The sequence below is a fragment of the Aquirufa sp. A-Brett2-W8 genome (assembly GCF_054558755.1).
In genome coordinates this window covers 209,816-236,014 of record NZ_JBPXKS010000006.1, presented here as the reverse complement: position 1 = coordinate 236,014, position 26,199 = coordinate 209,816, and the positions used below count along the sequence as shown (strand labels likewise).

The 26,199-nt window shown below is 43.3% G+C and carries 21 protein-coding genes; 13 read left to right on the top strand and 8 right to left on the bottom strand.

The window, feature by feature from the left end:
• On the top strand, positions 1-1,737 hold the full coding sequence (gene recJ, locus ACST13_RS07435; protein ID WP_459522566.1) for a single-stranded-DNA-specific exonuclease RecJ: 1,737 nt from the start codon (positions 1-3) through the stop codon (positions 1,735-1,737).
• A gap of 35 nt (positions 1,738-1,772) precedes the next feature.
• Positions 1,773-2,138 (top strand): hypothetical protein, encoded by a 366-nt coding sequence (locus ACST13_RS07430; protein WP_459522565.1) that lies wholly within the window; start codon positions 1,773-1,775, stop codon positions 2,136-2,138.
• On the opposite strand, the gene thrC is transcribed toward ACST13_RS07430, so the two are convergent.
• From thrC to ACST13_RS07410, 4 genes are read right to left on the bottom strand one after another with little or no spacing between them, the layout of a single operon-like run.
• Complete coding sequence (thrC, locus tag ACST13_RS07425) at positions 2,130-3,434, bottom strand: threonine synthase (RefSeq protein ID WP_459522564.1); 1,305 nt, start codon at positions 3,432-3,434, stop codon at positions 2,130-2,132. The genes ACST13_RS07430 and thrC overlap by 9 nt on opposite strands.
• Positions 3,431-4,135, bottom strand: coding sequence for a 2-phosphosulfolactate phosphatase (locus ACST13_RS07420; protein ID WP_459522563.1), 705 nt, complete (start codon positions 4,133-4,135; stop codon positions 3,431-3,433). The genes thrC and ACST13_RS07420 overlap by 4 nt, the downstream gene beginning before the upstream one ends.
• A 1-nt stretch (position 4,136) precedes the next feature.
• The gene (gene gcvT, locus ACST13_RS07415; RefSeq protein ID WP_459522562.1) at positions 4,137-5,222 is read right to left on the bottom strand and encodes a glycine cleavage system aminomethyltransferase GcvT; all 1,086 of its coding nucleotides are present in this window, start codon (positions 5,220-5,222) and stop codon (positions 4,137-4,139) included.
• Positions 5,223-5,225: 3 nt separating this feature from the next.
• On the bottom strand, positions 5,226-6,221 hold the full coding sequence (locus ACST13_RS07410) for a M28 family peptidase (RefSeq protein WP_459522561.1): 996 nt from the start codon (positions 6,219-6,221) through the stop codon (positions 5,226-5,228).
• Positions 6,222-6,325: 104 nt separating this feature from the next.
• Here ACST13_RS07410 and rnr point away from each other — a divergent pair, with 104 nt between their 5' ends.
• From rnr to ACST13_RS07395, 3 genes are all read left to right on the top strand, one after another.
• Positions 6,326-8,569: a ribonuclease R gene (gene rnr / locus ACST13_RS07405; protein ID WP_459522560.1), complete on the top strand. Its 2,244-nt coding sequence runs from the start codon at positions 6,326-6,328 to the stop codon at positions 8,567-8,569.
• A gap of 294 nt (positions 8,570-8,863) precedes the next feature.
• Complete coding sequence (locus ACST13_RS07400) at positions 8,864-9,727, top strand: alpha/beta hydrolase family protein (RefSeq protein ID WP_459522559.1); 864 nt, start codon at positions 8,864-8,866, stop codon at positions 9,725-9,727.
• 330 nt (positions 9,728-10,057) lie between these two features.
• Positions 10,058-10,645: a hypothetical protein gene (locus tag ACST13_RS07395; protein WP_459522558.1), complete on the top strand. Its 588-nt coding sequence runs from the start codon at positions 10,058-10,060 to the stop codon at positions 10,643-10,645.
• A 163-nt stretch (positions 10,646-10,808) separates the two neighbouring features.
• Here ACST13_RS07395 and ACST13_RS07390 read toward each other — a convergent pair whose 3' ends face one another.
• Entirely contained in the window at positions 10,809-11,303 is a 495-nt protein-coding gene (locus tag ACST13_RS07390) for a hypothetical protein (RefSeq protein ID WP_459522557.1), read from the bottom strand.
• 407 nt (positions 11,304-11,710) lie between these two features.
• On the opposite strand from ACST13_RS07390, the gene ACST13_RS07385 reads away from it, so the two are divergent.
• From ACST13_RS07385 to ACST13_RS07375, 3 genes are read left to right on the top strand one after another with little or no spacing between them, the layout of a single operon-like run.
• On the top strand, positions 11,711-14,866 hold the full coding sequence (locus ACST13_RS07385; RefSeq protein ID WP_459522556.1) for a PVC-type heme-binding CxxCH protein: 3,156 nt from the start codon (positions 11,711-11,713) through the stop codon (positions 14,864-14,866).
• 56 nt (positions 14,867-14,922) lie between these two features.
• Positions 14,923-15,753: a ThuA domain-containing protein gene (locus tag ACST13_RS07380; protein ID WP_459522602.1), complete on the top strand. Its 831-nt coding sequence runs from the start codon at positions 14,923-14,925 to the stop codon at positions 15,751-15,753.
• Positions 15,754-15,760: 7 nt separating this feature from the next.
• On the top strand, positions 15,761-16,597 hold the full coding sequence (locus ACST13_RS07375; RefSeq protein WP_459522555.1) for a sugar phosphate isomerase/epimerase family protein: 837 nt from the start codon (positions 15,761-15,763) through the stop codon (positions 16,595-16,597).
• Between the two features lie 145 nt (positions 16,598-16,742).
• Here the strand turns inward: ACST13_RS07375 and ACST13_RS07370 are convergent, their stop codons facing one another.
• Genes ACST13_RS07370 through ACST13_RS07360 form a run of 3 tightly spaced genes read right to left on the bottom strand, consistent with a single transcriptional unit; the run spans position 16,743 to position 18,591 of the window.
• Positions 16,743-17,636, bottom strand: coding sequence for an aldo/keto reductase (locus ACST13_RS07370; protein WP_459522554.1), 894 nt, complete (start codon positions 17,634-17,636; stop codon positions 16,743-16,745).
• On the bottom strand, positions 17,633-18,142 hold the full coding sequence (locus ACST13_RS07365) for a D-glycero-alpha-D-manno-heptose-1,7-bisphosphate 7-phosphatase (RefSeq protein ID WP_459522553.1): 510 nt from the start codon (positions 18,140-18,142) through the stop codon (positions 17,633-17,635). The genes ACST13_RS07370 and ACST13_RS07365 overlap by 4 nt, the downstream gene beginning before the upstream one ends.
• A gap of 11 nt (positions 18,143-18,153) precedes the next feature.
• Complete coding sequence (locus ACST13_RS07360; protein WP_459522552.1) at positions 18,154-18,591, bottom strand: hypothetical protein; 438 nt, start codon at positions 18,589-18,591, stop codon at positions 18,154-18,156.
• A 108-nt stretch (positions 18,592-18,699) separates the two neighbouring features.
• Here ACST13_RS07360 and ACST13_RS07355 point away from each other — a divergent pair, with 108 nt between their 5' ends.
• The 5 genes from ACST13_RS07355 (at position 18,700) to ACST13_RS07335 (ending at position 26,001) form a co-directional block, all read left to right on the top strand.
• A complete protein-coding gene (locus ACST13_RS07355; RefSeq protein WP_459522551.1) occupies positions 18,700-19,098 on the top strand; it encodes a DUF983 domain-containing protein in 399 nt (132 codons plus the stop codon).
• Entirely contained in the window at positions 19,085-20,155 is a 1,071-nt protein-coding gene (locus ACST13_RS07350; RefSeq protein WP_459522550.1) for an LptF/LptG family permease, read from the top strand. Before ACST13_RS07355 ends, ACST13_RS07350 begins: the two co-directional genes overlap by 14 nt.
• 2 nt (positions 20,156-20,157) lie before the next feature.
• Positions 20,158-21,039: a DMT family transporter gene (locus tag ACST13_RS07345; protein ID WP_459522549.1), complete on the top strand. Its 882-nt coding sequence runs from the start codon at positions 20,158-20,160 to the stop codon at positions 21,037-21,039.
• A 240-nt stretch (positions 21,040-21,279) separates the two neighbouring features.
• Entirely contained in the window at positions 21,280-22,392 is a 1,113-nt protein-coding gene (locus tag ACST13_RS07340) for a Gfo/Idh/MocA family protein (protein WP_459522548.1), read from the top strand.
• 3 nt (positions 22,393-22,395) lie between these two features.
• Complete coding sequence (locus ACST13_RS07335; RefSeq protein WP_459522547.1) at positions 22,396-26,001, top strand: PVC-type heme-binding CxxCH protein; 3,606 nt, start codon at positions 22,396-22,398, stop codon at positions 25,999-26,001.
• Positions 26,002-26,199 lie beyond the last annotated feature (198 nt).

Sequence of the window (26,199 nt, the reverse complement as noted above, 5' to 3'; positions counted from 1 at the left end):
ATGGAGCCAAATAAGAATTGGATTTACGTGCCATCACCACCGGCAGTGGAAGTGGAGGCTTTAGGGGAGGCTTTGGCATTAAAGAATCCGTATTTTTTATCTTTACTAGTTTCGCGGGGCATTAAAACCTTCGATCAGGTAAAGGATTTCATGGTTCCAGAGATCAGCCAGCTGCATGACCCATTCCTCATGAAGGATATGGACAAAGCGGTGGAGCGCGTCAGTCTTGCACTAGAATCAGGCGAAAAAATCTTAATTTACGGTGATTATGACGTGGATGGAACCACAGCCGTTACCCTAGTTTACAGTTATTTAGCGGGTATTCTAGGCGCAGATTGTGACTACTATATTCCTGATCGCTACGCGGAAGGTTATGGGGTGTCTCAGGCAGGAATTCAATATGCAAAAGACAACGACTATACCCTCATCATCTCCCTGGATTGCGGAATTAAGTCGCAGGATAAGGTAGCCTGGTGCAACGATAATGGAATTGATTTTATTATCTGCGATCATCATTTGCCTGATGCGACTCTTCCAGATGCGGTTGCGGTTTTAGACCCCAAACGCAAAGATTGCCCTTATCCCTTCAAAGAATTAACAGGAGCTGGTGTCGGGTTTAAATTGATGATGGCTTTTGCCATCGCGAACGATCTAGAACTTGATCCTTTATGGGAGTCGGTAGATCTGTTAGCCTGCAGTATTGCGGCTGATATTGTGCCGATGAATGGGGAAAATCGGGTGTTGGCCTTTTTTGGTTTAGCTAAATTAGGATCGAATCCATGCCCAGGTTTAGGCTATTTATTGAAGAAGGCCATGAAAAAAGCGCCTATTCAAATTTCAGATATTGTATTTTCGATTTCCCCCATCATCAATGCGGCGGGTCGAATGGATCATGCGCATGGGGCGGTGAAATTAATGCTAGCATCAGATGATCAGGAAGCGGAGGCATTAGCGGAAGCGGTTATGCAGCAGAATTTGGATCGCCGGGTGGTGGAGAAAGAGATTGTTTCGCAGGCTTTGGCGATGTTTGAAGGGAATGAATTTTTGTTGTCTGCTCGAAGTACGGTCTTATTTAATCCTGCTTGGCATAAGGGCGTCGTAGGAATTGTGGCGAGCAAAATCCAGGATCAGTATTTTAGACCTACCATTATTTTAACCGAATCGCATGGGCAGTTAGTAGGATCAGCGCGTTCTGTGAGGGGCTTCGATGTGCACCACGCTTTAGAACAATGTGCGGATTTATTGGAGCAATTTGGCGGGCATACGCACGCTGCGGGATTACATTTGAAGCCGGAGAATTTGCAGGCGTTTATTGAAAAATTTGAGGGGATTGCGCAGCTGGGTTTAGCGAATATTTCGCCAAGGGCGGATTTGCCTGTTGATTTGCAGGTTCCTTTAGAGGCTTTAAGTCTGTCGTTTTATGATAAATTATTAGTTCGCCTGTCGCCCTATGGGCCGGGGAATATGTTGCCAAATTTTGTATCAGGGCCTGTTTTTGTAACGGCAAGGCCATTTGTGATGAAGGAAGAGCACCTTAAGATATATGTGGGATCGACTCCCGATGAGCGCGGTTTAGAGGTGGTGGGTTTTGGGATGAAGGCGGATTTTTATGAAGGGTTGTGTGCGGCTTATGAGCAAAGATTGCCTATCCAATTAGTGTATCATTTGGAGGTAAATGAATACAAGGGAAATCGGACTTTGCAATTACGGGCATTGGACTTTGCGACATTCAAATAAAAAGTATAATTTTAGGTATAACCAAAATAATCAAGATGAAAAAAGTACTCAATTTTTTACCTTCAGTTCTCTTAGGAGCCTTGTTCCTATATGGAGGATTAAGTTATTTTTTACCCATCGGAGGAACACTACCTTTTACAGGGGATGCCGCTTCTTTTTATAAATTATTAGATTCTTCTGGAATAATGAAGGTGGTAAAAGTGCTTGAAGTGCTAGGTGGAGCACTCCTCTTTGTCCCTAGCAAACGCGCTTTAGGTTTAACCATTTTAGCACCTATTATATTGAACATATTCTTGTTTGAACTTTGCTTTCTGGGCACGGTGCAAATAAGCTTTATCACCATCCTGATATCAGCCATTATCGCTTACCAAGAAAAAGATAAATTCAAGGCGCTATTGTAATAAATATGCCTTGAAATCAGCGAAGTCCGTCCCCATAGGGATGGACTTTTTGGTTTTATCCAAAAGCTCAGCAAGACGAGCTGGCACCGGAACAGAAACACCTAATGTCCCTTCCACGGTAGGTAAGAATTTCGCATAATGTGCGGTAGATAATAGAATTCCCGTGAATTTACCTGGGTATTCTGCGGCGTATTGTTGTAAACCATCGTAGCCTACAGCCGTATGTGGACACATCACGAAAGCGTTACGCGCATATATGTCCGCCATGATTTCCTTTGTTTTCTGGTCGTTTGTAAAATAGCCTTTGACAATCTCCCGCACTGCTGACCATTCTTCACCTGCTAAAAGACGCATGCGAATGAAGTTCGAGGGACTGCCCACATCCATGGCATTGGAAATTGTTTCTACCGATGCCACAGGCTTGTATTCTCCGGTGCGCAGGTAATCTGCCACCGGGTGGTTCTCATTGCAAGAAGCCACGAACGCTTTTACCGGAAGACCCATTCTGTAGGCCATTAAACCAGCGCTTAGATTGCCAAAATTTCCGGATGGCACACTAAACACAACAGGGGCTGTTAATCCTTTCTTTTTCGCTTGCGCGTAGGCAGCGAAGTAGTAGAAGGACTGAGGAATTAAGCGGGCAATATTGATGGAATTAGCGGAGGCTAAATCGAAAGCTGCGCGTAATTCGTCGTCGAGGAAGGCTTGTTTGACGAGTCTTTGGCAATCATCAAATGTGCCATCAATCTCTAAAGCGATTACATTTCCGCCCAAAGTCGTCAATTGCTTCTCCTGAATATCGGATACTTTTCCGGTCGGATATAAAATAGTCACCGAGATACCCGGGGTATTGAAAAAACCCTGCGCCACCGCTCCACCCGTGTCGCCAGAAGTGGCCACCAGAATACGAATTTCGCGCTTCGACTTCAGTAAATAATGGGACATAATCGCCGCCATGAAGCGCGCGCCAAAATCCTTAAACGCCATCGATGGGCCGTGGAATAATTCCAATACCTCTATACCCGGCTCCAAAGAAACAATGGGAGCCTCGAAGGTCATCGATTGATCGATAATTTGCTGAATATCTGCCGAACTCAAGCTATCCCCCAATAAATTTTCACACACCGCAATCGCAATTTCTGGCAAGCTGCGGTCCTGAATCGTTTCGAAAAACGAAGCCGGCAAAGGCTTGATTTCTGTAGGCATATACAAGCCATTGTCCGGGGGAAGACCACGGAAAATAGCCTCTTCTAGGCTTACATTAGGACTTTTATGTTCTGTGCTGTATAAAATCATACTAATCGAAGGGCATCTCCCTCTAGTTTAGGAAGCACCGAATACCTGTCAAATTCCAAGCAAAAGGCGATATCTTTTTCAATGCCCAAACCTAATAACCGATTCACGTGAGAAGAATTCTTCACCGCCGTTAATAAATCAGTGGAGGCCACAGTATATTGTTTCAAGGCCATTAAAGCGGCATCATCCGCCACTTCATAATCGCCAGTTAAGGCATCTATTAAAGCTCCTGCAAAAAGCGTATCTTCTAAATTAGGTTTCCCTTTCCAGCCGGCGCAAACTACTAAGGCGTTTCCGTTCCACTCTTTCAGCGCGGAGGCAACACGGGAGATATTTAAAAAGGCACCCACATAAACGGCAGGTGCACTGCTCGAGCGACGAATGGCGACCGTTCCATTCGTGGTGGTGACGCAAATTTTGGCCCCTTTCACCTTCTCTACCTGATAGGAAAAAGGCGAATTATCAAAATCAAAACCTGCTGGTGTAATTCCATTTCTTTCCGCCGCTGTCAAATAACCTCGAGATCCGTATTGCTGGCAAAGCTCCACTTCTTCCACCGGAACTATTTCGGCTGCGCCGCTCGCAAAAGCAGTGACCATACATGACGTTGCTCTAAAAATATCCACTACAACGACAGCCAAAGCTGATAAATCATACAAATGGATCAAATCCGGCGATAAACAGACGTCGATTTTTTTCATGTTATAAGAAAGGTAATTTGACGATTTCGGCTTTGATGGCTTTGTCGCGAATCGAAATAAATATTTCCGAACCCACGTGATTTGTGCTCACATAACCCATTCCGATTCCTTTCGAAAGAGACGGGGATTGCGTTCCAGAAGTCACTTCACCGATCGTTTCGCCAGCCGCATTTAAAATCGGATAGTGTTGACGAGGGATGCCGCGGTCAATCATTTCGAAGCCGACTAATTTTTTCGAAGGACCATTCGCCTTGATCGCTGCGTGGTGGTCTTTCATGATAAAATCTTTGTTGAACGAGGTGATCCAGCATAAACCTGCTTCGATCGGCGACGTCGTATCATCAATGTCGTGACCATATAAGCAATAGCCTTTTTCGGTACGAAGGGTGTCGCGCGCGCCTAATCCCACGGGTTGAATACCGAATTCTGCTCCAGCTTTGAAGATCTCATTCCACAATGCCAGCGCGTTTTCGTTTTTCACATAGATCTCGAATCCGCCCGCACCGGTATAGCCCGTGTTCGAGATGATGATGTCAGAGAAACCAGCCATTTCACCTATTTTGAAGCTATAATACGGCATATCTGCTAAGGTCACAGACGTTAATTTTTGTAGTGCCAAAATCGCCTTAGGCCCCTGCACCGCTAATAAACTATATTCATCACTGCGATTTACCATCTCTACCCCGAAGGTATTGTGTGAGGAGATCCAGTTCCAATCTTTCTCAATGTTCGATGCATTCACGACCAAAATGTATTCGGTTGAGTTCACGCGGTACACTAATAAATCGTCCACGATTCCACCCTCGTTGTTTGGCAAACAGCTATACTGCACCTTTCCGTCCACTAATTTAGAAGCGTCATTCGAGGTAACATATTGAATGAAATCTAATACGCGATCCCCTTTCAAAAAGAATTCGCCCATGTGACTCACGTCAAATACACCTACGGAGTTACGAACGCAAAGATGCTCTTCGATTAAGTTGGTGTACAATACGGGCATATTAAAGCCAGCAAAGGGTACCATTTTAGCGCCTAGCGATACGTGAAGGTCATTTAAATGAACGTGTTGTAAGTTTGTTTCTTCCATGGATTATTCTCGGTATAGAACCTGTAAAAGTGTTTGGCCGACCGCTTTCAGGGTCGATTTGTCGATGTTTTCTAAATTATCTGCATGCGTATGGTGGAAGCTCCCAAATTCGAAGCCGCCATTCGACGCGCGTAAATCAATCATATCAATCATTTGGATCTTAGCGATCTCATTCACTGCCGTGTGGTCATCTGAAATGCCAAACGCATCTTGATCCACAAAAAGCTGGCTATAACCTAAATCCGTTGCCGTCGCCCAAACCGAGCGAACAATTCCTGGCGCATATTGCATCGACGTCCCCTCATGCGGGAACATCGCGCCTTTTCCGCCCACCATATCTAACAAGATACCATAATAAGGTCGGTAATTTACAGGAACTAGGTTAGCAGCCCAGTGTTGAGAACCTAAAGCCCAGCTAGTAGGCTTGTGTTCTCCCGTATAATCTTCTGGTTCGCCGTGATCTTCTAGGTCAAAAAAGATGATATCTACGCCCACAGCGGGTTTATTCTTAGCCTCGTGCAAATTGCGCGCGATTTCTAACAAGACGCCTACGCCACTCGCACCGTCATTCGCCGCATCGATGGGCTCGTTTTTACGTACCGAATCTTTGTCCGCCATACTGCGAGCATCCCAGTGGGCGGCTAAAAGTATACGTTTTGCGATGGCTGGTTGAAATTGAGCGATGATATTCGTGCCTTGTAATTTTTTGCCGTCATAGCGGAAAGCTGTAAAAGGCTGCTCGGTCACGGTCCAGCCGTAAGATTTCAATTTGGCAACCAAAAACTTCTGAGTATTTTGACTCGCCTCAGAACCCGGAATACGTGGGCCAAACGCAACTTGCTGAGCCACAAATGCATAGGCAGAATCCGCCTTAAAATCTGGGCTTTCTACAAGAGTGACTTCCGCGGCAGGTACCTCGGAAGCAGGCTTCCACAAAATATAGCCACCGCCTAAAGCGAAAGCAAGTAATAAAAAGAGGGCTATGCGAGAACGGTTCATCTGAAAAGGCTGAAAAACAAGCTCAAAGGTAGCAATAGAATGCCGAATTAGGAATTAAGAAATCAATAATGTGTACCTTGCGGGATAATTTGAATTGAAATACCATGTCATCCCCTAAGGAACAGAAATTTTTGAGCGGCTTGAAGGCTGAAATCCTAGAGTTTTTTGAATTAAACGATTACCGTTCGTATTCGTTGAATCAGCTACACAAGGCTTTTGCCATTCGTGATCGTAAAACGAAGGAGATTTATTCAGATCTAGTGGCAAAATTAGTCACGGAAAATCGCTTGATTCGCCACGATGATGGTAATATTCGATTTGATAATGAGTCTTTCCAAATAAAAGGACGCGTCGATCACGTAAATTCTCGTTTTGCCTTTGTGATTCCAGAAGAAGGAGGCAAAGATATTTGGATTGCAACAGGGGATTTAAAGAATGCCAAAGACGGGGATAAAGTACTCGTCCAAGCACGCAGACCATCAGAAAAGAGAAAAAATGACCGTCCGGAAGGAGAGGTAATTGAAATAATCGAACGCCGTTCAGCAGAATTAGTGGGAGTTATTCAAGTGACGCCACATTATTCCTTTTTAATTCCAGATTCGAAGAAAATCTACGAAGATATTTACCTGCCTAAGTTCGAAATCAAGAACGCAAAGCATTTAGACAAAGTAATCGTAGAGGTAACTCGCTGGGGTTCAGATGGAAAAAAGGCCGAAGGACGCGTAACCAAAGTATTAGGTAAGGCAGGGGAGAATGATACGGAGATGCACTCGATTTTAGCTGAGTATGGCCTACCTTATGATTTTCCAGAAGAGGTAGAAAAGGCGGCGGCCTCGATTCTGGTTCAAATACCAGCAACAGAAATTAAGAAGCGCAAAGACATGCGCAAAATCTTGACCTTTACGATCGACCCGATTGATGCAAAGGATTTTGATGATGCGATCTCTTACCAAAAACTCAAGAATGGTAACACCGAAATCGGGGTTCACATCGCCGACGTTTCACACTATGTAAAACCCGGATCTGTCCTTGATATCGAGGCCTACAAGCGGGCTACCTCGGTTTACCTAGTGGACCGCGTGGTGCCGATGTTACCAGAAAAGCTTTCGAATGGCCTATGTTCTCTTCGTCCAAACGAAGACAAATTGACCTTCTCGGCCGTTTTTGAATTAGATGCGAACGATACCATCGTGAAAGAATGGTTTGGCCGAACCGTGATCCACTCGGATCGCCGTTTTGCTTACGAACAAGCACAAGAATTAATCGAAAATGATTCAGATGATGTGTTAGTGCCGGTTATTCGGGACTTGAATCGCATTGCTAAAAGCTTCCGTAAACTTCGATTCGAGCACGGTTCGGTGAACTTCGAAACGGCGGAAGTTCGCTTCGAATTGGATGAGAACGGCAAGCCGATCGGAGTCTATCCTCGTATCAGGAAGGATGCGCATAAATTGATTGAAGAATTTATGCTTTTGGCCAACAAAAGAGTGGCAGAACACGTCTTCCATAAGAAAAAAGACGAGCCTAAAAACACGATGGTGTACCGTATTCACGAAGCACCGGATCCAGAAAAATTGCAGGTATTCTCGTCCTTCGCGAAGAAATTCGGCTACCAAGTCACGACCGATCCCCAACACGTCAGCAAATCGTTTAACGCCTTGATGGAAAACATCGAAGGCAAAGGCGAAGAGCGCGTATTGCAGAGTTTAGCTGTTCGTACGATGTCTAAAGCCCGTTATAGCACCGATGCTGTCGGTCACTTCGGCCTAGCATTTCCGTTCTATTCGCACTTTACGAGCCCGATTCGCCGTTACCCAGATGTAATGACACACCGTTTATTGCAACACTATTTAGACGGCGGGACTCCAGCTGAACGTTCCCCCTTAGAAATTCAATGTAAGCACAGTTCAGACCGTGAAAAACTCGCTTCTGACGCAGAGCGTGCTTCCATCAAGTACAAGCAAGTGGAATACATGAGCTTGCACGAACCTCAAGTTTTCGACGGTATCATCACAGGTGTAACCGAGTTCGGAATCTTCGTCGAAATAGGCGAGACTTCTTGCGAAGGCCTCGTGCGTATGGTCGACTTGAATGACGACTTCTATGATTTAGATAAAAATAATTACCGCATCGTGGGTAAATCGAATGGCCGCGTCTTCACTTTTGGGGATAAGGTGCAGGTCAAAGTCCGCGATACGAACTTAGCTAAACGTACCATTGACCTCGAACTAGTAGGCATGCGCGCTGGCCAAGTAGGTAAATTTGCTAACAACCGCTCTCGAAAGAGGGAGGCGCCGAGGGGTAATCGCGTTGTACCGCAGGGTAAGGAGCGTGGGAGGAGAAGATAATTTTATATTTCATTCAAAATTGTGCTGCGCAATAATTTTCGAATGAAACATAAAATTTCTCTCTCTTTTTTATGATTTATACATTTTGTAGATTTTTGAGAAAATGAAGGCGTTGATTTGTAGTTAGGTATGTTTTCAGAAAACTGAAATCAACCGAATTTAGGGTGTGTTTTCCTTACACAGTGGGTTTATTGTTTAAATGATTAACTTTAATCAAATTGCAATCATAGCCCTAACTGCAGCAATACTCGAAAGTTGTGTGCTAATGCCGACCGACATTTTAAAACAATCAACATGATTAAATTTTCAACGAAGTTTCTTCTATCATTTCTTCTCTTAGTTTCAACTAATGCCTTTGCACAATCTGAAAGTATTATTCTAAGTGATTTAAAATGGGATATAAACTCACCTGCCAGCTCGACTGAGCTTTTTATACCTTCAGGAAATTCACAAATAGCAGGTCTAATTTATAGTGCAAATGGTTTACAAAAACATCCTACCTTATTGCTTTTACATGGTTACCCAGGTAATGAACGCAATCTCGATATTGCGCAGGTTGTAAGAAGTCATGGATGGAATGTTATTTATTTTGATTATCGTGGTTCATGGGGAAGCCAAGGAAAATTTAGTTTCAAGAACTGTGTGGAAGATGTAGTCAATGTAGTTGCATTTTGCAATAAGTATCAGGACTCTTTAAAAATTGACACTTCTAACATTGTTCTGTTCGGACACAGTATGGGCGGATGGATTTGCCTTAAAGCACTACAAGAGTTGCCAACAATCAAAAAGGGGTTTGCCTTATCAACATGGAATATTGGTAATGACTATAAAAATGTTTCAACAGAAAAAGAAATGCTCCGTTTAGCCAACGACCCCAATACCGGCGGAAAGTATTTTGTTTTAAACACTTCGCTTAAAGATTTATATACTCCTGTTTTAAAAGATAAAACGTATTTCAATTTGTTAAATGACACAAAATCATTAGCTGATAAACAAATTATAATGATTGACGAGCATGAAAAAAATAGTCAATTAGCGACCAAAATGAAAGAATCTAGTAAATCCTATTTTGACTACTCTGTTTGGCAGACTGACCATTCATTTACAAATAAAAGAGTATCATTAATAAATAAGGTGCTTGCATTTCTAGAAAAATAATAAGTAAAAACAACAAAGGACCCACGATTTAACGTAAGTCCTTGATTTTCATGTAGCGAGAACGAGATTTGAACCCGGGACCTCAGGGTTATGAAGATTTTTTGAGAAAATGAAGGCATTGATTTGTAGTTAGTTATATTTTGACAAAACCGAAATCAACCGATTTGGACCGAATTAAAGGGGTGTTTTCCTCACGCAGGGGTTTTCTCAATTTTAGAACTGTTTAAAGTTGAGGCATGGAATTAATATTTAGAATTATTTTTGAATATATAAATATTTATAATTAATTTTTATTAGAAATTAACCTTAACAATTCTAAAAGCCCGATGTATGAAAAATTTATTGCTAATTATACTATTCGCATCTTCATCAAACTTTATTAAAGCACAAGACACCTTAACAATGAGATCTGGCGAAAATATAATTGTAAAAATAATTGAAGTCGGAAGCAATGAAGTAAAGTATAAAAAAACAGAAAATATTAATGGACCCATTTTTGCAACACTTAAATCAGACCTTTATTTGATTAGATACGAAAATGGAAGCAAAGATGATTTTAGTACTATTGGCAAAGCATCAAATACTCAAGAATTATATACTCAAGGATATAATGATGCTATAAAATATTATAAAAGTTATAAAGTTACAGGGAATTCTGTTTTAATCGCATCCGCCTTTCCAATGTATGGTTTCATGTTTGGTGGTACGACGGCAGCATTAACTTCTTTAGCAGAACCTTCGGATGAAAATTTAGATTATCCTGATATGAGTTTAATGAAAAATGAATATTACGCCAAAGGCTATAAGACAGCAGCAAAAAATATAAAAAGAAAAAAAATACTTACTAACTTCTTAACAGGGCTAGCCATTAGTATAGGGTCTACAGTAGCAATAGCTGTTGCTTTATCACCTCGTTAATAGTATGATAAAGTTCAATTTATTTATCAGCAGAGATAAACGGATTTCAGATGGTGTTTTCCTCACGCAGAGTAATAATACAAATATGATGTTCAGTTTGGCTCCCCTTACAGATGAAAGATGCAACTATAATACGATGATTGAGTATGTGACTATTAGGAGATTATTTTTCTGCTCTATTAATTAGATATTCATTTCTTTTAATCCACTTATCCGTACCATCAAATTTCACATCTTTAATGATTGAATAGGTATTCGATTTTAAAAAATAAGTGTGTCTTAAAACAGCCTTCTTATTTTCATTACCATCATTCCCATCTACTTCGGTAATCATTTTATATCCACCTTCAGAATCTTTCTTAAATTCAACAATTTTGTCTTTGCCAAAATAGTTTCCTACAATGAAAGTGGTATCCTTTGAGTTAGCGTGGGGTTCTTTAGGGTATTCATAACTCATTACATAGCCTACATTATCTGCAGTTAAACCAATTTTGATATTGGCTAGCATTGTAAAAGGTTTGCCTGAAGCATAATCCAAATAGGTTAATTTCCCTTCCCAACCCCCAACTGAACTTGATAAATCTTTGACTTGGACTGATTGTGCTTTTACTGATAAGCATAGCAACAAAAACGCAGTTGCAAATAAGATGTTTTTCATAGAACGAATATAATCAAAAGATGCAACTACCCTAACGCACTGAAAGACAACAAAAAAGGCGACATTTCTGTCGCCTTGTGCACTCTGGCTCCCCTTTCTGAGTTTGAACAAAGAAATGATAAAAACTAACACAATTCCTCACACAATAAAACCCAATGATAGCAAGTGTTTCAAGATAAAAAAGTGAGTTTTCCTCACACAACAAAGGACCCACGATTTAACGTAAGTCCCTGATTTTCATGTAGCGAGAACGAGATTTGAACCCGGGACCTCAGGGTTATGAAACCTGCAATTCTCCGCAAATAGTAGATTCAGAATCCATCGAAATTTAATATTTCTTTGCTGAATTAAATTTTTTACTTAGTTTATACTCTGAAAAACCTATTTACTTGTAAAAATTATTCAAAATGTCGCATAAAATAAAACTCGGATTGATTCTTATCGTAATCTCCGTTTTCACGATTAGCTTCTTTCAGCCAAAAGCGCCTACTTTTTTATCAATTGAAGGAAATACGAAGATCGCATTAGTGGGCGGCAATTTGGGCTCCCGCATGATCAATTATGATCATTTTGAAACAGAATTACATCTTCGTTACCCGTCCTTTAATTTGATGGTTCGCAATATGTGCGACGGTGGAGATACACCGGGATTTCGACCGCACTCAGCTCGAAATAAGCCATGGGCTTTTCCGGGAGCGGAAAAATTTCAATCGGAATTTGCTAATCCTTCGCAGAGTGAAGGCCACCTAGATACACATGACCAATGGATGAGCCGATTAAAAACGGATGTTGTCATCGGTTTTTTTGGATATAGCGAATCCTATGAAGGTAAGGCTGCGATTGCTATATACAAGGCAGAATTGGAGGCATTCATCAAGCACACTTTGGCACAAAAATACAATGGGGTTTCTGTTCCTCAACTAGCCATTGTTTCTCCTACGGCTTTCGAAGATTTAAGCGCAAAAATAGATTTACCTAACGGAACGGTTCAGAATACAAACATTACTTTGTACGCACAGGCGATGAAAGAAGTGTGTGAGAAGAATAATGTGTTATTCATTAATGCGTTTGATGCATCTAAAAAATGGTATGCAGAATCAGCGGAGGATTTGACCATCGACGGTTTACAATTAAATGATGCGGGATATAAAAAATTAGCGCTATTGCTTGCAGATCAAGTTTTTGGGAAGAAATCGACGGCTATCGAATCTAAAAGAGCGGATGTGTATGCAGCCGTTGCGGAGAAAAACTGGATGTGGCATACCGACTTTAAAATTCCCAATGGGGTTCACGTATATGGTCGCCGTTACAATCCGTTTGGACAAGATAATTATCCTGCTGAGATCGAAAAAATTCGTCAAATGACGGATAATCGGGAGGCTGCGATCCAAGCAGCAATTAAAGGGCTTCCGTATGATCTGGCCGCTGCAGATGCGAAGACGCGCAAGCTAGATCCCGTTAAAACGAATTTTAATCCGGATCAAAACGGCAGCTTGAAATACTTGTATGGAGATGAGGCGTTAAACGCCATTAAAGTAGCTCCGGGGTATAAAATTGAGCTGTTTGCTTCGGAAGAGGAATTTCCGAATTTGGCCAAACCGGTTCAAATGACTTTCGATAATAAGGGCCGACTTTGGGTAGTTTGTATGCCTTCCTATCCCCATTACAAGCCGGGGGATGCGAAACCTAACGATAAAATCATCATTCTTGAAGATACAGATAAGGATGGGAAAGCGGATAAGGAAACGATTTTTGCGGAAGGGTTGCACGTTCCGGTTGGGATGGAAATCACGGAATTTGGGGTATTTGTCAGCCAAGGAACAAATTTGGTTTTATTGAAAGATACGAATGGGGATGATCATGCAGATTCGAAGGAAGTCATTTTAAGCGGGTTTGATGACCATGACACGCACCATGAGATCTCCGCATTTGTCACAGACGAATCAGGCGCTATTTACATGGGAGAAGGGGTATTTTTGCACACGAATGTTGAAACACCCTACGGTACTGTTCGCGCAACGAATGGGGGTTTTATGCGTTACAATCCTGCTAGGCATCATTTGGAGCGGGTAGCTCAGTTGTCGATTCCTAATCCTTGGGGAATCGCCTTTGACAAATGGGGTCAAAACTTTTTTGCAGAAACCTCTGGTCCCGATGTTCGCTGGATGATGCCCGGGTCCACTAAAAATCGCTATGGTCAAACAGGTCACAAGTCATTTACCTTAGTGGAAGAAAAACATTTAGTTCGACCTACCTCCGGTTTAGAGTTTGTATCAAGCCGTCATTTTCCTGAAAATGTGCAAGGTGATTTTTTAATTAATAATACCATTGGATTTTTGGGAATGAAACAGCACCAACTAACCGATGATGGTACCGGATATAAATCAAAGCACCGCCAAGATTTGATTGTGGGCGAAGATCGCAATTTCCGACCGGTTGATATGGAATTTGCTCCCGATGGTTCACTTTATGTGATCGACTGGCATAATATTTTGATTGGACATATGCAGCATAGTGCGCGGGATCCATTGCGCGACCACACCCACGGCCGTGTGTACCGCCTAACGTATCCGTCTAGGCCTTTAGTGACACCTGCCAAAGTTTATGGGGCATCTATCGATCAGTTATTAGATAATTTAAAATTGCCAGAATACAGAACGCGGTACCGGGTGCGTAGAGAATTGCGTGGTCGTAAGGCTGCCGAGGTATTACCTAAAATTACGGCATGGGTGGCTAATTTGGATAAAAAGGATGCTGATTATGAGCACCATGTATTAGAGGCGCTGTGGGTTTCTTGGGGATTAAATAAGGTAGACCAAAAACTACTCAACCAGTTACTGCAATCAAAAGATTACCATGTTCGTGCCGCAGCCGTTCGCGTCTTGCGCTACACAGGTCATCAAGTTAAGAATCAAGCGGCGCTATTAGCAAAAGCAGTGGAAGATAAACACGGGCGTGTTCGAATGGAGGCTTATGTAGCCGCATCTTGGTTACCGAAACAAACAGCTCTGCCGATAGTAGCTTTGGCAAAAAAACATCCCTTAGATCCTTGGATGGATAAACCATACGAAATAGCCGTCGCTCATGCGAGTGGGGTGAACGTGGTTAAAAATAAGGAAGCGGCTTTAGTTTCATCTCTAAAAGGGAAAGATTTAGACTTGTATACCGCCGGCCAAAAATTGTATGCCAAGGACGGTTATTGTACTACCTGCCATCAGACCAATGGGAAAGGACTTCCTTCTTCTGGTTTTCCTCCCTTATCTAATTCTATCTGGGTGACAGGAAACCAGGAGCGTTTAATTAAATTAGTGATCAAGGGAATAATGGGGCCTATGGAATTGAATGGCGTTAAATATGCCGGCCAGGTTCCCATGACCCCGTATGGCGGCTTAATGTCTGATAAAGAGATTGCGTCCGTTCTTACCTATGTTCGAAATTCATTTGGCAATAAAGCAACGCCTATCGACCCGGAGAAAGTAAAGGAAGTGCGAGCTAAAATTGCCTATAAAAATGACTTATATAATGCCAAAATGTTATTATCTGAACACCCTATCGAAAAATAAGCATGAAAAAACTACGTCCTATTTTTCTTACCCTTGTACTTATTTTGACGGCCTGCATGCCGAGTTTTTCGCGGGAACAGGGCCCCAAAAAAGCGAAGAAGCCCCTGGTGGTATTTGTTTGTGGTGATCATGAATACTCAGGGGAGAACACGCTTCCCTTATTAGCTGCGGTTTTGGAAAAACAATACGGCTTTCGGACGAAGGTATTAAAATCGTTTCCGGATCAAAATGCGGAGCGAGACATACCGGGTTTAGACATATTAGCGGAGGCAGATTTAGCCGTATTTTTCCTTCGCTGGCGCCTACTTCCAGCAGATCAAGTAGCCCACATAGAGGCCTACTTAAAATCTGGAAAGCCGATCATGGGATTTAGGACAAGCACACATTCGTTTAACTATCCGAATACAGATCCATTAGTTGCCTATAATGGCTTTGCTGAAAGAGCCTTCGGAGCGCCTCCCGGCTGGGGTGGCCCCTCCCAGCATACACATTATGGCCATAATGCAAGTACGGATGCTACAGTCATTGCAGAAAAAGCAAAGCACCCAATTTTAACGGGTGTAGATCCTGCTTTTCATGTCAGGTCATGGCTATACCGTGTTTTGCCTGATTATCCTGCCAAAGGAACCGATTGGCTACTCATGGGCAAAGCGGTGAATCCCGATAAGCCAGCGGTAGATCAACCCATCGCCTGGACGTGGGAAAATCAATACAAAGGGAAAGTATTTTTTACCACCATGGGGCATCCGGAAGATTTTTCAGTGGAATCTTTTCAGCGACTTGTTGTCAATGCCGTCCATTGGGAATTAGGCCTGAAAGTCCCACAGACATGGGCAGGTAAATTAGCTATTCATGTTCCTTACAGAGGAATGGTCAACTCAAAATAGTCATACAATGAAATACCCGATTGCAATGAACACGCTGGTTTATGGACCTGATATGAATGAATCTATCATCCAGCATTTAGCCTATATCAAAGAAGTGGGTTATGAAGGAGTGGAGATACCCATTTTTGTGGTAGACCAGGAATATTGGAAACCTTGGAAAGCGGAAATAAATCGCCTGGGATTAAGCGTTTTTACGGTTACTTTTTTAGGAGCCGATATGAACACCATTTCTTCAGATCCTGCAGTGCGTCAAAAAGGGGTAGATTTTCTTAAAAAGGCCGTCGATATTACCGCTTATTTAGGAGCGTCCTACCTGTCAGGTCCTTTTCATTCTGCATTAGCGGTGTTTTCGGGTGCGGCACCGACCCAACAAGAATTAGATTGGTCGAAGGAAAGTATGTTAGCCGTGGCGGATCATGCCAAAGAAAAAAACGTGATTTTGGGATTAGAATATTTAAATCGATTTGAAAATTATGTAGTGAGCTCCGCAGACCAACTATACAGTTTGGTTAAAGCGATTAATCATCCAAATGTCAAGATCATGTTTGATACATTTCATGCGCACATCGAAGAATTCAATACAGGTGAAGCCATGGTCCGCATTGCGGATGAGGTGGGACATATTCAATTATCGGAAAGCACTCGTGCCACCTTAGGTGAGGGACAAGTGCATTGGGATAATGTATTTACACATTTGGAGAAAATGAATTACAAAGGCTGGTTAGTCGTAGAGGCCTTCACTCCTTTATTGCCTGCTGCCTGTATCTGGCGTAAAAATTATACGACAGAGGCTGAATTGATCTTAAAAAGTTACCAACATATTCAAAAGCATTTAGCGCAGTAATTGCTAAACCATAAAAAAGAGGCTTCAATTTGAAGCCTCTTTTTTATTCCATCTTTATTCTTTGTGCTTTATGCTCTATGCTTTAAATCTATACTCTCTACTCTATTATCTCTTATCTTTTAATTCAAGACAAAACGCTCCGCGTTTAATCTTGAATTAAAGCAGTCGGTTTTGTCGTATTATACAACTCATACCAATCCTGGTGATCCATCTCGATTTCGAATGCGTCCACGATATTTTGGATACGCTTTTCTTCCAAGGTACCGATTAATGGCAAGGCGCCTAATTTGATTAGCCAAGCGACAGCAACGGATTCGATATTGCTATCGTATTTCGTGGCCATTTCGTTTAGCTTCTTGCGTAATTTCAAGGCCTGCTCGTCTGTTCCATTTTCGATGCGACCTCCTGCTAAAGGCGAAACCGCTAAAGGACGCATGTATTTTTGCTTGATATAATCCACGACTCCGTTATCTAATGCACTTGTGTTTAACAAGTTCAAGTCGATGTGGTTAGAAACGATGGGGATGTTTAAGAAGGAAACTAATAGTTGGTGTTGGTAAACAGAGAAGTTAGAAACGCCGATGTTTTTTACTTTTCCAGAGCTCTTTAATTTCTCAAGTGCTAAAGCCGTCGCCTCGATGTCCGATAAAGGATCTAATTGATCTAACAAAAAGACATCTAAATAGTCCGTTTGTAAGTTGCGAAGCGAGTTTTCTACAGACGCAGTGATGTGGGCTGCAGAGGTATTTACGTGTGAGACGCGGTATTCGGGTCTCGCTGGGGAAGGGATGTTGACTCCGCATTTAGAGAACAAAACGATGTCAGAACGCTGGATGGATTTTTTTGCCAAAAGCTCTCCGAAGGTTTTCTCTGCCGTATATTGTCCATAGCGATCTGAATGATCGAAGGTGTTTATACCTTTATCTAGACAGAAATGTACGATTTCGTCCATTTTTCTGTCTTCTTTTTCCCATCGCCAGAAGCCGTAAATGGCTGGTGAAACTTTGGGGCCTGCGTCACTTAAATAGACTTTTTTCACGAATTAATTATTTTAGAGGCGGCTAATAAATCATCCACTAAATGTGTGGCTTTGGTTTCGGTTCCTGCTGGGGCTAAACGTATGGTACGTAGACCAGCGCGGGTTCCAGCTGTAATATCACGTTCATGGTCACCTACCATCCAGGAGGCCTCCATGTCTACCTCGTATTTCGCTGCGGCTTTTTCGATCAACAAGGATCCAGGTTTGCGCGTCAGCGAATGACTATCAAAGTTTTCGTGGTAAGGGCAAAAATAGATGTCATCTAATTTCACTCCCGTTCCTTCTTGAATCGCATCATGGATTAAATACACATCTTCGCGTTTATATATCCCTTTAGCGATACCACTTTGGTTTGTAATTACAATCAATAAATAGCCCGCGTCTTTCAAGGCTTGTAAGCCTTCTTTCACGCCGGGTGGGATCACAAAGTGGCCTAAATGGTACACGTAATCCACGCGATCCACATTTAGAACGCCATCGCGATCTAAAAAAATGCACTTATTCATTTAATGCTAATTTAGGCAAATAAAGCAGCTAAGCGGCTCCAAGGAATACGGCTTAAAATCAATACCAAACCAAGGCCATTTAATAACCACATGTTTTTGAATTTAGCAGCATCGGTAATAGCTTTCTTGTTTTTGGCATTAACAATCGTCGCTAAAACAATCGCAATGACGTTAACCGTAACGTGCTCTACTAAAATCAAGCGCGTTGCTGAATCCTTCATCGCTGCGCCAAAATCAGCAAAAGCTGCTGTTGTAACTGGGCTAAGAGCAAGATAAAGCACTAAACCGATCAATAATTGCGTGTGCAAAGAGATCATGTAAAACAAGCCGACTTTACGATCAGATTCCGTAAATGTTTTGCCTGTTAATCCTTTGTAAATAGATAAAATTCCTAGCGCTAACACGACTAGAAACAAGATCGAGTGAATGGTTACGAATGATGAATACATATGAGTGTGTTTAATTTTATCAAAGATACAAAAAGCCTTCGTAACGAGACCTTTGTTACGTTTAATCATCTAATTTTCTTTACCTTTGGGCATAAATTACCCGATTATATGTCTAATCCCAGCAAGCTTACGGCCTTAATTAATGCCCGTTGCCCACACTGCCATGAGGGCCGCCTGTTTAAATACAAGTGGTGGAATGTGTTCAATTTCGCCCAAATGCACGAACACTGTCCCTCCTGTGATGTTCGCTACGAAGTAGAGCCAGGATTTTTTTATGGCGCCATGTATATTTCCTATGCCTTCACGGTGGGAATTATGTTAGTAGGCGGAATTTTAGTTTTTAATTTTCTAAATGATCCTCCCGCAATGGGCTATGTGGTGCCTATTACGACCGTTTCACTCCTGCTAGTGCCGTCTAATTTTAGGACGGCTCGGGTATTATTTATACATTGGTTCTCTGGTTTAAAATACGATCCAAGCGCTGCTGCTAAGCATGAAAATTCTTGATTATTACATTTTAAAGAAATTTCTGAAGACCTACGTTTTCGCCGTTTTCATCATTGTTTTAATTGTGATGGTGATTGACTACACGGAGAAAATCGACGATTTCATTCGAAAACAAGCTCCTATTAAGGAAATTCTGTTCGATTACTATTTGAATTTCATCCCGTATTGGGCCTCCTATATAAGCCCCCTCATGGTCTTTATTGCGACCGTTTTTTTTACGGCAAACCTGGCTGCGAAGACTGAAATAATCGCGATTTTGAGTTCAGGTGTTAGCTTCACTCGATTGATGCGCCCCTATTTAATTGGGTCCGGAATTCTAGCCGTGGGAACTTTCATCATGATCGGTTGGGTAGTGCCAAACGCGAACAAGATTCGCGTTCCATTTGAGCATAAATACATCAATAATACCTACTATTTCGATAAGCGTGACGTACATATCAAGATCTCTCCTGATGTCTATGCCTATTTGGAAACCTACGATAATACGACGAATACAGGCTACCGATTCAGTTTAGAGCGCATTGTGGGGACGGAAATCAAGGAAAAATTGATGTCAGATCGCATCACTTGGGACTCGACTTCGAAGAAGTGGACGATTCACGATTACCGGATTCGGACGATGGGAGCGACTACGTTAAAATTTGGTTCTAAGATCGATACGACGCTTAATTTATTGCCAAAAGACTTCGAAAACAAACACTTATTGCACGAAACCTTCACGCTTCCCGAGTTAAACGAGCACATTGACTTAGTGGAATCGCGTGGTGCAGATGGAATTGAAGTTTTCCTAATCGAAAAATACCTTCGCTTCGCTAATCCTTTTTCCGTGATGATTTTGACGATTATCGGCTTCTTAGTTTCGGCTAGAAAAGCACGTGGTGGCGTAGGCTTCCAAATCGCTTTGGGCTTTAGTTTGGCCTTTATCTACATCCTCTTCTTTATGATGAGCAAGGGGATTGCGGAAGGGGGAGGAATGCCGCCTTTGTTAGCGGTATGGCTACCTAATCTGGTTTTCTCAGCCGTGGGTGTGGGGCTTTATTATACAATCCCGCGCTAAAGATGAGACAGGCGCCGCGTCTTCTCGATTATTTCAAGATTCATTTTATTGTGATTTTATACGCGTTTACCGCCATTTTAGGTAACGCGACGAATGCAAATGCGGTGACGATTGTATTCTTTCGCTGTGTAATTGCGGCGGCAGGATTAGGGTTGATTTTGGCGGCTTCTAAACAATCGTTTCGAGTTCCCTCCTCCGTTGTAAAGATTTGGCTATTGAACGGCGTGTTTGTTTCGCTTCACTGGCTTTTGTTTTTCGGGGCTGCTAAAGTTTCCACTGTCGCCATGTGTCTCGCTGGCCTTTCCACCCAAACTTTTTGGACTTCTATTTTAGAGCCTATCGCTAAGAAACAGCCCATTGCGAAGATCGAAGTCTTCCTCGGAATCTTAGTTATAATCGCGCTAGGTATCATTTTTTCGGTCGAACCGGGACAATGGATTGGCCTGGTGATGGGAATTGGGGCTGGATTTTTTGGTGCACTCTTCTCAGTCATTAATGGAAATTATACGAACACGCACGACCCTAAATTGATCACCGTTTATGAGATGGTCGCGGCGGGTTTTGTCACTGGTGCAGTGTGGTTAAGCGGCCTGTTAGGCGGTTCGCCCGGATTTGTACCGATGGGTCTTGATTGGCTTTGGATCGGGATTTTAGCGGTCGTTTGTACCGTTTACGCGTACACTGAGACCATACATTTGTATAAGGTTTTCTCCGTATTTTCGATTAATCTGGTCATCACGCTCGAGCCCGTTTATGGGATTTTGTTGGCGGTCTTTATTTTTGGCGCGAAAGAGGTCATGCAACCCGCCTTCTATTGGGGTACAGGACTGCTGGTGCTGACGGTGATGGTGCATCCTTTTTTGTCGCGGACGCACAAAGAATAAAGCATAGAGCACAAAGAATAAAGTCGGAATCCCCTCTGGGGATGAATTCGTGAAATATTTTTTCTATACGTCGCGAAGCGAAACCATCTTTATGCTCTATTCTCTACTCTCTCATCTCCCCTCTCCAATCAGGACAGCCGGGTAGATTTACCCAAATTTTTCTTTTATATTTAGTCGTTCTTGTGACCTGCGGACTCTTTTCCTCCGGACTGTCTACTGAATGATTGAAATTTATACAATATGAAAAAATATAACGTTGCGATTGTCGGACTAGGTTTTGGTGCAGAGTTTATTCCGATTTATTTGAAGCATCCGTTGGCTCATCTATATGCGATTTGCCAAAGAAATGAAGAAAAACTCAACTCCATCGGGGATGCCTACGGGATCGAGACGCGCTACTCGGATTTTGAGAAGCTACTACAAGACCCGAATGTAGATGTCGTTCACATCAATTCGCCGATTCACTTGCACGCAGAACAGACGCTAAAAGCGCTAAACGCAGGGAAACACGTGGCTTGTACGGTGCCTATGGCGACGACCGTGGAAGAATGCAAGGCGATCGTGGAGGCAAGCAAGCGCATGGGTAAAAAATACATGATGATGGAGACCGTGGTGTATGCGCGCGAGTTTTTGTACATCAAAGAATTATACGAAAAGGGCGAACTAGGCAAGATTCAATTCTTGAAAGCGTCTCACCAACAAGATATGGATGGCTGGCCGGATTATTGGCCAGGATTGCCTCCGATGCATTATGCGACACACTGCGTAGGTCCGGTGGCTGGTTTATTGCGCTTGGAAGCAGAATATGTTTCTTGCTTCGGATCGGGTACGATTCGGGAAGAATTGATTCAGCACTATAATTCTCCATTTGCGGTGGAATCAGCGCACATTAAGTTCCGTGATTCGGATTTGAGCGCGATGGTATACCGTTCGCTGTTCGACGTGGCGCGTCAATACCGCGAGAGTTTTGAAGTATATGGTTCGAAGAAATCGGTGGAATGGCCTTTAATTGAAGGCGAAGAATTAGTGGTGCATACGGCGAAAAAAGCGGAGCCAGAGATTCCATCCAAAGTTCCTACACCTGATTTTGCCCATTATTTGCCAGAAGAAATTCAACGTTTCACCACGAAAGGGGTGTACGATGAAGACGATAATACCCACCTTTCGTTTACGCAAGGTGGCGGACACGGCGGGTCGCACCCGCATTTGGTGAACGAATTCTTGCAGGCTTTGGCGGCAGATCGCGATCCATTCCCGAATGCACCGCAGTCCGCTAACTGGACTTCGGTAGGTATATTAGCTCACGAATCTGCTCTTCAAGGCGGAAAAATCATTGAAATTCCTAAATTCTAAGTCATGCGTTTTCTCTTATTTGCTGCGGCACTCTTGTTTCAATTTTCGGTTTCGGCTTCTCCTGGCAGACGCCTCGAATTATTGTTTTTAGGCGATAAAGGCCACCACAAACCCTTTGACAGATATCCTGCGCTGCAATCCGCGGTAGGAATCAAGGGGATGAATATCACTTACACGGAATCTTTGAAGGATTTGAATGAGGCCTATTTGAATAAATTCGATGCCTTGGTGATCTATGCGAACCACGATTCGATCGCGGCACCGCAGGAAAAAGCGCTGTTGAATTATGTGGCTTCGGGTCACGGTTTGGTGGCGATTCACTGCGCGTCCTTTAACTTCCGGAATTCGAAAGAGTTTGTCAAAATGGTGGGCGGTCAGTTTTGGCGTCACGGAATGGATTCGATTCGCGTGAAAAACGAGGAGAATACCTATGTGAAGATCAAGACGGTCGATGAGACCTATTTGCACAGCGCTTTGCAGTCGGATAACCAGATTTGGCAATCTAGAATTATAGGACCTGAGCAGGCCAAAGATAAGCCCGGTGCCACCACCGAACCCTACACTTGGACGCGCACTTACGGAAAAGGAAATGTATTTTACACAGCTTATGGTCACGACGAGCGCACCTGGGAGACCGAAGGGTTTCAGGATCTAGTGACGCAAGGAATCCTACATGCGGTAGGGGCAGAAAAAAGAGCCTTATTAACCGCATTGAACATTCCGGTATTGAAATACCGCGAAGCGAAATTACCTAATTATGAGAAACGTGAAGGCGCTCAATTGCAACAATTGCCTTTAAGTCCAGAGGAATCGGTGAAGTTTATTCAGGTGCCGGTGGACTTTAATTTACAGGTTTTTGCTTCTGAACCGAATGTGATGCACCCCATCGCGATGGCTTGGGATGAGCGCGGACGTTTGTATGTTTTGGTCACCAAAGATTATCCAAACGAACGCAAAGAAACCGGTGGTAGTGATTACATCTTATTGTGCGAAGACACGAACAAGGATGGCAAAGCAGATAAATTCACGAAATGGGCCGATGGCCTGAGTATTCCTACGGGGATGGTGTTCGCGAATGGCGGTTTGATTATTTCGCAAGCACCCCACATGATTTTGTTGAAAGATACGAATGGCGATGATGTGGCGGATGAGAAGAAGATTTTGTTCACCGGTTTTGGAACAGGTGATACACATGCTGGACCGTCGAATTTACATTATGGATTCGATAACTGGATCTGGGGTTGCGTAGGTTATTCCGGTTATAAGGGTAAAGTGGGAGCGGATTCGCTTCAATTTGCACAGGCCTTCTTCCGCTTCAAGCCAGATGGATCGAAGATGGAGCACATGACGACGACTTCGAACAATACCTGGGGATTTGATTTCAATGAGGCAGGCGATGTGTTTGGATCGACGGCAAACAACGCGCACGGCTGGTATATGGCCATTCCGCACCGCAATATTTGGCATGCGCCTATGACCTTAAATGGTTCCAAAAATACGGATACGCACAAGGACATGCGGACGATCACAAAGAAAGTGCGTCAGGTCGATGTTTTTGGCGGATTTACGGCAGCGGCTGGGCATAATTTCTATTCTGCACGTTCGTTCCCGAAAGAATATTGGAACCAAATCGCTTTCGTCTCAGAACCAACAGGTCACGTGATTCACCAGAATCGCCAAGTGCCGACGGGTTCCGATTTTAACGACAAAGAAGCCTTCAACTTCCTAGCTGGGGCTGACGAATGGGTCTCTCCGGTGTTCGCGCAAGTGGGTCCGGATGGAGCTGTTTGGGTAGCGGATTGGTATTCTTACATCATTCAGCACAATCCGGTGCCACAAGGATACAAGAACGGCGGTGGTAATGCGTATGACACGGATTTACGTGATTTCACGCACGGTCGTATTTACCGCGTGGGTTATAATAAGGCACCAGAATACACGCCAGTTTCCTTGAAAACGCCGGCGGAATGTGTGGCGGCTTTGAGTAATTCGAACTTATTTTGGCGTTTACAAGCGCAGCGTTTATTAGTGGAACGCGGTAATAAGGATGTGGTGCCAGCTTTAGTGGCTTTAATTAGTTCTGCCAAAACCGATGAAATCGGTCTCGCTCCAGGGGCCATTCACGCCCTAAGAACCTTAGAAGGCTTAGGCGTTTTACCGATGGACGCTTTAGCTCGTGCGATGAAACATTCATCTGCGGCGGTGCGCAAGCAAGCGGTGCAGGTTTTGCCCCGCACGGCAGCTTCGGCGAAATTGATTTTGGACCAAAAAATGCTCAACGACAAAGACTCCTTAGTCGTATTACATTCTATTTTAGCTTTAATCGAATCCCCCTCTTCCCCAGCTATAGAAGCAGCGATGGCACGTAAGATCGCAGTCTCCGCAAAAACAACGGACCGCTGGATCCCAGATGCATTAGCAGCCTACGTTATGGCAGGTGGCCCGGCACGTCGTGCCGCATTCATCGCGAAACAAGGCGCTCAATCAGGTGCCGTAGTAGCGGAGAAGTTAGCGAAAGAAGCCAAAAATCCAACTACAGCTGGCACCGAATCAGGCCTCGACTTAGTCGTGGAAGAAGTACAAATCAAAGGCGGAAACTTCCGTTTACGTGAAGGCGCTAGTTTCGTCATCCGCGTGAAAAATAGAGGCGACAAAGCCTTGCCAAAAGGCACACCTCTTCCATTAACCGTCAAAATCGAAGGAATGGGTCGTCGTACAGATTTAGAATCCTATACGTTCACAGACGGAGCGGCACCAGGCGAAACTGTTTCGGTAGTAAAGAATAACAATGGTCCTTGGACAGGTAACTTGGGTTGGACAGCAGACGAAGCGGGCAATTACGTGATGGAAGTTGCCTTGGATACAAAAGCGGCATTAGGGGAGTCTAATCGCAACAATAACATCTTCAGACAAGCCATCGTGGTTTCTTTACCGGCAGATTTAGGTTCGTATATCGTGGAAAAATCATTCCGTGGAATGACCTCGGATGATTCTGCGAACGATATCGTCGTTTTATTGCGCTCGATCAAACAACCGGCAGGTGCTACCATGGGCGCTGCCTTGAAAGGTGCTTCTGCGACTTGGAATGCAAAACGTATGGCAGAGTTATCAGCTGAAAACACCGACTTCCTAAAAGGCTTAGGCAAGCAATTACGTCCGCAGGATGTGGATGCGTATGAGCGTTTGGCGGGTCTTTGGAAAGTAGAAATACCATCAGCTGAAGTAAAAGGCGTGGTCGTTAAAAGAACGATTATGACGATCAAAGAAGCGATGAAATACAGCCCAGCTGAATTCACGGTTCCGGCAGGAGCGACTGTCGAGTTGATCTTCGAAAACGTCGATGCCATGCAGCATAACTGGGTTTTAGGGGCTTTAGGTAGTCAAGAAAAAATCGGATTAGCTGCAGATAAAATGATCACGGCAGCAGATGGCGCAGCGAAAAACTATATTCCTTCGTTGCCTGAAATTTTGGCCTATACTCCATTAGTGGAATCAGACGGCCGCGTGAAAGTGGTCTTTAAAGCGCCTAGCGTTCCAGGTAATTATCCATTCCTGTGTACGTTCCCAGGGCATTGGAGGATTATGAATGGAACAATGAAAGTAAATTAAAGCGGATGCTTTAATTTACTTTCATTGTTCTCAAAGCACAAAGAACAAAGCACAAAGAATAAAGTTGGGTGTTGCTGCGCAACGATTCGTGAAATGTTTTTGACTAAGACGGAGTCGACTAAGTCCGCAGGACGACTAAGCGACAACGTCGCGACTAAGCCGGAGTCGACTAAGTCCGCAGGACGACTAAGCGACAAC

Bases quoted from the DNA above. Each gene is read 5' to 3' on its own strand.
- recJ (WP_459522566.1), top strand. From the start codon at position 1: ATGGAGCCAAATAAGAATTGGATTTACGTGCCATCACCACCGGCAGTG.
- ACST13_RS07430 (WP_459522565.1), top strand. From the start codon at position 1,773: ATGAAAAAAGTACTCAATTTTTTACCTTCAGTTCTCTTAGGAGCCTTG.
- thrC (WP_459522564.1), bottom strand. From the start codon at position 3,434: ATGATTTTATACAGCACAGAACATAAAAGTCCTAATGTAAGCCTAGAA.
- ACST13_RS07420 (WP_459522563.1), bottom strand. From the start codon at position 4,135: ATGAAAAAAATCGACGTCTGTTTATCGCCGGATTTGATCCATTTGTAT.
- gcvT (WP_459522562.1), bottom strand. From the start codon at position 5,222: ATGGAAGAAACAAACTTACAACACGTTCATTTAAATGACCTTCACGTA.
- ACST13_RS07410 (WP_459522561.1), bottom strand. From the start codon at position 6,221: ATGAACCGTTCTCGCATAGCCCTCTTTTTATTACTTGCTTTCGCTTTA.
- rnr (WP_459522560.1), top strand. From the start codon at position 6,326: ATGTCATCCCCTAAGGAACAGAAATTTTTGAGCGGCTTGAAGGCTGAA.
- ACST13_RS07400 (WP_459522559.1), top strand. From the start codon at position 8,864: ATGATTAAATTTTCAACGAAGTTTCTTCTATCATTTCTTCTCTTAGTT.
- ACST13_RS07395 (WP_459522558.1), top strand. From the start codon at position 10,058: ATGAAAAATTTATTGCTAATTATACTATTCGCATCTTCATCAAACTTT.
- ACST13_RS07390 (WP_459522557.1), bottom strand. From the start codon at position 11,303: ATGAAAAACATCTTATTTGCAACTGCGTTTTTGTTGCTATGCTTATCA.
- ACST13_RS07385 (WP_459522556.1), top strand. From the start codon at position 11,711: ATGTCGCATAAAATAAAACTCGGATTGATTCTTATCGTAATCTCCGTT.
- ACST13_RS07380 (WP_459522602.1), top strand. From the start codon at position 14,923: ATGCCGAGTTTTTCGCGGGAACAGGGCCCCAAAAAAGCGAAGAAGCCC.
- ACST13_RS07375 (WP_459522555.1), top strand. From the start codon at position 15,761: ATGAAATACCCGATTGCAATGAACACGCTGGTTTATGGACCTGATATG.
- ACST13_RS07365 (WP_459522553.1), bottom strand. From the start codon at position 18,142: ATGAATAAGTGCATTTTTTTAGATCGCGATGGCGTTCTAAATGTGGAT.
- ACST13_RS07360 (WP_459522552.1), bottom strand. From the start codon at position 18,591: ATGTATTCATCATTCGTAACCATTCACTCGATCTTGTTTCTAGTCGTG.
- ACST13_RS07355 (WP_459522551.1), top strand. From the start codon at position 18,700: ATGTCTAATCCCAGCAAGCTTACGGCCTTAATTAATGCCCGTTGCCCA.
- ACST13_RS07350 (WP_459522550.1), top strand. From the start codon at position 19,085: ATGAAAATTCTTGATTATTACATTTTAAAGAAATTTCTGAAGACCTAC.
- ACST13_RS07345 (WP_459522549.1), top strand. From the start codon at position 20,158: ATGAGACAGGCGCCGCGTCTTCTCGATTATTTCAAGATTCATTTTATT.
- ACST13_RS07340 (WP_459522548.1), top strand. From the start codon at position 21,280: ATGAAAAAATATAACGTTGCGATTGTCGGACTAGGTTTTGGTGCAGAG.
- ACST13_RS07335 (WP_459522547.1), top strand. From the start codon at position 22,396: ATGCGTTTTCTCTTATTTGCTGCGGCACTCTTGTTTCAATTTTCGGTT.